Source organism: Streptomyces sp. NPDC006309, assembly GCF_040613095.1.
Taxonomy (GTDB): Bacteria; Actinomycetota; Actinomycetes; order Streptomycetales; family Streptomycetaceae; genus Streptomyces.
Genome location: NZ_JBEXRO010000010.1, coordinates 224,578 through 229,467, shown reverse-complemented (window position 1 = coordinate 229,467; position 4,890 = coordinate 224,578). Strand labels below are relative to the sequence as shown.

Annotated in this window: 3 protein-coding genes and 1 pseudogene; all 4 read left to right on the top strand. The window is 65.5% G+C overall.

What is annotated here, in order from left to right; all coding sequences use genetic code 11:
- Positions 1–4: 4 nt before the first annotated feature.
- A complete protein-coding gene (locus ABZ117_RS16465) occupies positions 5–478 on the top strand; it encodes a GNAT family N-acetyltransferase (RefSeq protein WP_356821285.1) in 474 nt (157 codons plus the stop codon).
- An 88-nt stretch (positions 479–566) separates the two neighbouring features.
- Positions 567–1,804 (top strand): annotated as a pseudogene (locus ABZ117_RS16460) (IS701 family transposase).
- A 337-nt stretch (positions 1,805–2,141) separates the two neighbouring features.
- Positions 2,142–2,777 (top strand): hypothetical protein, encoded by a 636-nt coding sequence (locus tag ABZ117_RS16455; protein ID WP_356821276.1) that lies wholly within the window; start codon positions 2,142–2,144, stop codon positions 2,775–2,777.
- 1,671 nt (positions 2,778–4,448) lie between these two features.
- A partial coding sequence (locus ABZ117_RS16450; RefSeq protein ID WP_356821274.1) for a hypothetical protein occupies positions 4,449–4,890 on the top strand: 442 nt, incomplete at its 3' end.

Sequence of the window (4,890 nt, the reverse complement as noted above, 5' to 3'; positions counted from 1 at the left end):
TCGGATCGTCGACAAACCGCTTCTGACTACGGACCGCGGCGACGACTTCTTCGACCAGTTCACCGACCGGTACAACGCTTTGCTCGCTGAGCAGGAGGCTGGCATCTGCGCCTTCCACGTGCTCGTCGCCGAGGAAGGCTCGGTGCTCGGCAGGTTCAACCTGGTCGACATCGAAGACCACACTGCGGAACTTGGCTACCGGGTCGCGCAGCACGTCGCCGGTCGAGGCGTGGCGACCGCAACCGTCCGGGAGCTGTGCCAACTGGCGGCGGCCCAGTACCGGTTGCGCACACTGCGGGCGGCCACCGTCCGCCAGAATGCCGCGTCCCAAAAGGTACTGACCAAAGCCGGGTTCGTCCCCGTCGGACCCGCCGACCCGGCCCGCCTCGGCGGTGAGCCAGGCACCTGGTATCAGCGCGACCTGGTGCACACGATCTTGCCGGGGGACCGGCTGCGGGAAGGCCGCGGCCACCGCTGATCATCGGTGTGTGAAGACTAACGATCATGCGGTGGCCGCTGGGCACAGCGTAGACCCTGCCCGCTGGCAGGAGGCATTCGAGGCCGTGATGTCCCGGATAGCGAGCCGGTTCGCGCGGGTCGAACCCCGACGTCGGGTGCGGGACTTGGGGCGAGGGCTGCTGTCGGACCTGCCGCGCAAGAACTGCTGGACGATCGCGGAGTGGGCCGGGGAGACCAGTCCGGACGGTATGCAGCACCTGCTCGTCCGGGCCAAGTGGGATGCCGACACCGTACGCGATGACGTGCGCGAATACGTGCTGGAACATCTGCACGACGAGGACGCGGTGCTGATCGTCGATGAGACCGGGGACGTGAAGAAGGGCACGCACACCGTGGGTGTCCAGCGCCAGTACACCGGCACCGCAGGGAGGATCGAAAACGCTCAGGTCGCCGTCTACCTCGTCTATGCAGGCCGCCGCGGACACGCGGCAGTGGACCGCGAGCTGTACATCCCGCGCTCGTGGACGTGCGACCCGGACCGCTGCCGGACAGCGGGACTGGGCGAGGGCACCGTCTTCGCGACCAAGCCGGAGCTGGCCGCCCGCATGATCGGCCGCTTCCTTGACGCCGGACACCGCGTGAGCTGGGTCGCAGGCGACGAGGTCTACGGCGGCAACCCGAAGCTGCGATCCGCGCTGGAACATCGCCAGGTCGGCTACGTGCTCGCCGTCGCCTGCTCCCACGAAGCGGTCACCGACGCCGGGAAGTTCCGCGCAGACGCACTGGCCGCGAAGGTGCCCAAGCGAGCCTGGCAGAAGCTGTCAGCAGGGGTCGGCGCCAAGGGCCACTGCTTCTACGACTGGGCCGTCATCGACCTGGCCAACCCCGCCCCGGCAGCGTTCAGTTGCTGATCCGCCGCGACCGCACCACCGGTGAACTCGCCTACTACCGCTGCTGGTCGCCGACTCCGGTGCCTTTGGCCAGGCTGGTGCGGGTCGCCGGGGCGAGATGGCGGGTGGAGGAGACCCTCCAGTCCGGAAAGGGCCTGGCCGGACTGGACGAGCACCAACTCCGCCGCTTCACCTCGTGGTCGCGCTGGGTCACCCTGGCCATGCTCGCCCACGCCTTCCTCGCCGTCGTACGCGCTGACGAACACGCTCGTCATCCCACCCCGGACGGGCTGATACCGCTCACCTGCAACGAGATCCAGCGACTGTTCACCACGCTCGTCGTCCGGCCTGTGCACGACGCGGCCCACCGGCTCCGCTGGTCCGCCTGGCGACGCCGCCATCAGGCCCGAGCCCGGGCCAGCCACTACCGCCGACAAGCCGCGAATCAGGAATGAAGATCACGATCTACGGTTGGAGTACTAGCGGCCTGTGTCCGGGTAGGACTGTCCGGCCCAACCCACGATGCAGGCCCGGCGAGCTGTTTATCTACGTCAAGTTTTTTGCAGTAAAAGCCCGTTACATAAAAGCCCCGGCCGGGCCCGGCCGGGGCAGACGGCGTAGAACAGCGGGCCGACGACCTGTGCCGCAGCCGGTCACCGCGTGACGGCGGGGGGCGCGGTGTCGTTGGACGGTGAGACCCCGCGCCGGGCCCAAGCAGCAACCTGGGCCGCGCTCATGAGTGCTTTCGAGCAGAGGCCGTTTCGATCCGTAGCTGTTCGGTGCCGGGATGCGATGCTGCGTTACCGGCTCGAACGGTTGGGATTGTCGATGCGCGAACAAGACGTCGTGTCTGTTTCCGTAGCGGTGCTGGCACCGATTGTGACCGCGGTGGCTGGCGTGGTGAGCATTGTGTTGCAGGACCGGCACCAGCGCCGGTCACGGGCGGGCCGTCGCCGCCTCGCCTTCGAGGACGCGAATCGGCAAGTGGCCTTCGCCGTCGAATGGTGGAAGGCGAGGCAACTACTCCCTTCCACGCCGGAAACGCTCCAAGGCGCGACCGCACTGGCGCACGGCTGGCTGGACGAGGCTTCCGAGCGGGTGAACACAGCCGAGCGAGCCAGCACCGACGAGGAGCCGCATGTCTCGGTCAGCAGGCTTCTACTGCTCTACCGCTTCCCGCGCCGGTCCGCGAAGGCGATCCGCATCGGCTTCTTCGTGGCATTGTGGGCCCTGCTCTCTCAGAGCAAGGCCTATATCGACGACGCCCTGTCGGACAAGCCGGCCTTCGCTATGGACGGGGCGTTCCTGGTCGGGTTCGGGTTGCTTACCCTGGTGCTGCGGTTCTGGGCCGCCTCAGCGGACTCCGCAACTGAAGCCAGCGCCCGAACCGGTGAGGAGCAACGCACTGGCCCGGGCGGTCTCACATGACGTTGTCCATGGCGTGCAGATCCGAGAACGTCTCGTGAAACAGTGGCCATCGCGCGAAACGGGACAGCGGTGCCAAGGCCGCCGGAAGGTTCTCTCTGGCCGGTACCCGCGCCGACTGCTCCGGCGGACTGAGAGGTGCCGACGCCACCCCGGGCGCCCTAGGAACTGATCGCCCGGACCGCCGTCCATCCAAGACCTCATTGGTCAAGCATTCTCACGGGCCCAGGGGGATCCGGGGTCACCTCTTCTCCGGCCTCGCCTATGAGGTCAGGCGGGGGCGGGGGCGGGGGCTCAGGCGGATCTGGCGGATCTGGCGGATCTGGCGGGGGCGGGGGCGGGGGCTCAGGCTCTGGATGTTTAGGCGCATGCCCCTCACCCAATTGCTCGCTTTCCGCGGGAACGGCGGGGCCAGGGCCAGGTCGGATCCCCCCTCAGGACTTCCACTGGGGCCGCTACTCAAGGAGATGTCCACTTCTGGGGCATCGCTGCTGAGCATGTAATGACCCGTCTTAAATTGCCCGGACGGGATGGGCTGCGTGCTCCGCAGTAGCACAAAGAATGAGCCGGGTCGCAGACCCTGCCAAGTCACCACGCGCGTCGAGCCGTCCGCTTTTATAACCTGCGGTGGTCGGGCGCTGTTCTGGATGCTAACTTCGATGTCGCCCGCGGGACGTGGTGAGGCCGACAGAGTGATTCTTAGGTTCACCAGTTGAGAACCTCTTAAACTTACCCCTTGCGTCATGCCGTCAACATTAAACCTGAAATCATGTGACGTAATTTCCTTGAAATCACCCATCATGGCTCCCCATGGGAGCTTTGAATTTAGCGCTGATCGGCGCTGCACCCCAAAGAAAGCGATTCCCTGACCGATGCTGTGAGCGCTATAGCTCGCGAATAATGATACCAGGATCCGCACTCACGGCACTTCGGGAGTGAATGTGGCTCATCGTAGAAGAAGGTGTAGTCGGGGTCTGAGCCGGCGGACTGAGGGTGCCGGCTATCGTCTGCGGGCCCGGCGGTCGCCCCGGGCGCATCCTGAATGTGTGATGAGGTGAGCGAAGCAGCGGTGTAGCGCGCGCGGAGCCGACCTCCATGCGCGCCCCGGGCGGCGAGAAGTGACCGTCCCTGGCCTGCCCCGCTGGATGGGAGGACCCTGGAGTTATGGCCAGGAGCAACATCCAGCGGCATTGAGCTGCCCGAGGGCACCAGGCGGTCGCGCCGGCTCTGCGGGGCCGGTCTGCCCTACGAGGGCCTGGCAGGTGGCGTGGCCCACTGGGCGGCGATCCACGCCGCCGGGGAGGCATACCGGGCTCTGATCGAGGCCTGAGGCACTTGACCCCGGTTCCGCTGCCCGGAGTGCGAGGCCACCTGGTACGCCAGCGACAGCCCTCTGACGGTGCCGCCCCCCGCAACACGTCAATCCCCCACGCTCTCCAGTGAAGATGCGTACTGCGATTCCCGGTGCGAGAGTGAAGTGGAGCGCTGACTCAACCTCCCCGAAGCGAACATCACGCCCGCATCAAACCGGCTCAAACTCCCGGTAGCGGGCGGAGGGTGTTCAACCGAAGGCGATCTTTTATGGAAGCGCAGCCACATCCTGACGAGTCGGTTACTGTAAATCCCGATGGCAGTGTGACGACTCGTACCACCACTCCAAACCGGGACGGGAGCGTGACATTCAAAACCGTTACCGAGACACGTTCCCCCGGGGGATTGGAGGACCCTAGCTTTCCCACACACACCGAAACCACTATTATTCGCGTTGCAGCGGACGGTTCACGCAGCACAGTACTTCAGGAAGTCAAGGACAGTATTATTGACCCAGAGACTCAGATCCAGTCGTTCAGCTCGGATAAGACCCTTTTTGATGATCAAGGCCAGAGGATCGAGGAGCGCACTCGCTCCTCAGTGAACCCAGATGGTAGCCGCAACACCACCAAAGATGTGGTTCACCAGGACGGGTCCAGCGTCATCACAAGCGAGACTGTTGAGCCGTCTGGGAAAGGCCAGCTGACGACCACGACGGTCGACGCCAACGGAGTGGAGAAAACCCTTCCAACTCTCGTCCAGGAGAGCCCCGGTGACGACGGACGCAGCGAGGGCGACGGACCGG